The following is a 1,935-nucleotide window of genomic DNA, read 5'->3' as shown; positions in this document are numbered from 1 at the left end:
GTGCCGTCGGCGGTGGTGGTGCTGGAGTCGTTGCCGTTGACGGTGAACGGCAAGCTCGACCGCAAGGCGTTGCCGGCGCCGGAGTACGACTCGGGGACGGGCCGGGGTCCTGCGACCGTGCGTGAGGAGATCTTGTGCGCGGTGTTCGCTGAGGTGCTGGGGTTGGATCGGGTGAGCGTCGACGATGACTTCTTCCAGCTCGGTGGGCATTCGCTGCTGGCGGTGACGTTGGTGGAGCGGTTGCGAGCTCGCGGTGTTTCGGTGGATGTCCGCACGCTGTTCTCCGCGCCGACCGTGGAGCGGCTGGCCGCGGCCGCCGGGCGGGACGGCGTGGCGGTTCCGCCGTCGTCCATTCCGGTGGATGCCGAGGTGGTGTTGCCGGAGATGGTGCCGTTGGCGGGGTTGACGGCCGCGGAGTTGGCGCGGGTGGTGGAGTCGGTTCCGGGTGGTGCGGGCAACGTGGCGGACGTGTATCCGCTGGCTCCGTTGCAGGAGGGTTTGTTCTTCCATTACCGGCTTGCTGTGGATGAGGGACGTGATCCGTATGTGACGAGGCAGGTGTGGGAGTTCGAGTCGCGGGTGCGGCTGGATGAGTTCGTGGCGGCGTGGCAGCGGGTGATCGACCGCCACGATGTCCTGCGGTCGGCTGTGGTGTGGGAGGGGTTGTCGCATCCGGTGCAGGTGGTCCACCACACGGCGCAGCTGCCGGTGGTGGAGGTGGAGATCGACCGGAGCGGAGATCCGGTACAGGCTCTCCTGTCGGTTTCTGATGGCCCGATGGATCTGCGGCGTGCGCCGTTGTCGCAGGCCTGTGTGGCGGCGTTGCCGGACGGCTCGGGGCGGTGGCTGCTGGTGCTGCGGTCGCATCACATCGTTCAGGATCACACCACGCTGGAGATCGTCCGTGATGAGGTGCGGGCGGTGCTGGCGGGTGAGGAGGATCGTCTGCCGGCGCCGATGCCGTACCGGGAGTTCGTCGGTCAGGCACTGCTGGGGGTCTCCCCGGAGGAGCACGAGCAGCACTTCGCGTCCGTGCTGGGCGACGTGACGGAACCCACCGCCGCGTTCGGCGTCACGGATGTGCTCGGCGACGGAAGCGTCGTCGGTGAGACACAGGCGCTGGTGCCGCAGGACCTGGCCCGCCGGGTGCGTGAGGTGGCTCGTGGGTGTGGGGTGAGTCCGGCGACGGTGTTCCATGTGGTGTGGTCGCGGGTGCTGGCGGCGGTGTCGGGCCGTGATGATGTGGTGTTCGGCACGCTGGTGTTCGGCCGGGTGCAGGCGGGTGCTGGTTCGGACCGTGTGCCGGGGTTGTTCATCAATACGCTGCCGGTACGGGTACGGACTGCGGGTGTGGCCGTCGGGGACGCGGTGCGTGGGATGCAGGGCCAGTTGGCCGAGTTGATGGTGCACGAGCACGCGCCGCTTGCTGTGGTGCAGCGGGTCAGTGGGATCCCGGCGCCGGCCCCGCTGTTCAGCACCTTGTTCAACTACCGGCATATCGGTGAGAGGGTTCGTCAGGCCGGCGGGCTGGCCGAGGGTACGCGGGCTGTGTGGGGGCAGGAGCGGACGAACTATCCCCTCATCATGGCTGTCGATGACCTGGGCGAGATCGACGGTTTCGGTTTCGCGGTGCAGGCGGTGGAGTCGATCGATCCCGCGCTGGTTGCCGAGTTGATGCTGGCGGCGACCGAGGGAGTGGTGGAGGCGCTGGAGCGCGAGCCGCACACCGTCCTGGGCACCGTTCCCGTTCTGGGAGAGGTGGAGCGGGAGCGGGTGTTGGTGGAGTGGAACGACACGGCTCGGGAGGTTGAGCCGGCGACGTTGCCGGGGTTGTTCGCGCAGCAGGTGGCGCGGACGCCGGACGCGGTCGCGGTGGTGTCCGACGGTGTTGAGGTCTCGTATGCGGAGTTGGACGAGCGGTCGGACCGGCTCGCG

At 68.6% G+C, this 1,935-nt stretch carries 1 protein-coding gene; it reads left to right on the top strand.

Features of this window, described 5'->3' with window-relative positions:
* On the top strand, positions 1-1,935 hold a 1,935-nt coding region (locus ACZ5DC_RS40525; protein ID WP_468661492.1), incomplete at both ends, for a condensation domain-containing protein.

The sequence above is a fragment of the Streptomyces sp. NPDC031445 genome (genome assembly GCF_055581365.1).
The sequence above is the reverse complement of the archived record's forward strand: the minus strand, read 5'-3'. Positions and strand labels throughout refer to the sequence as shown.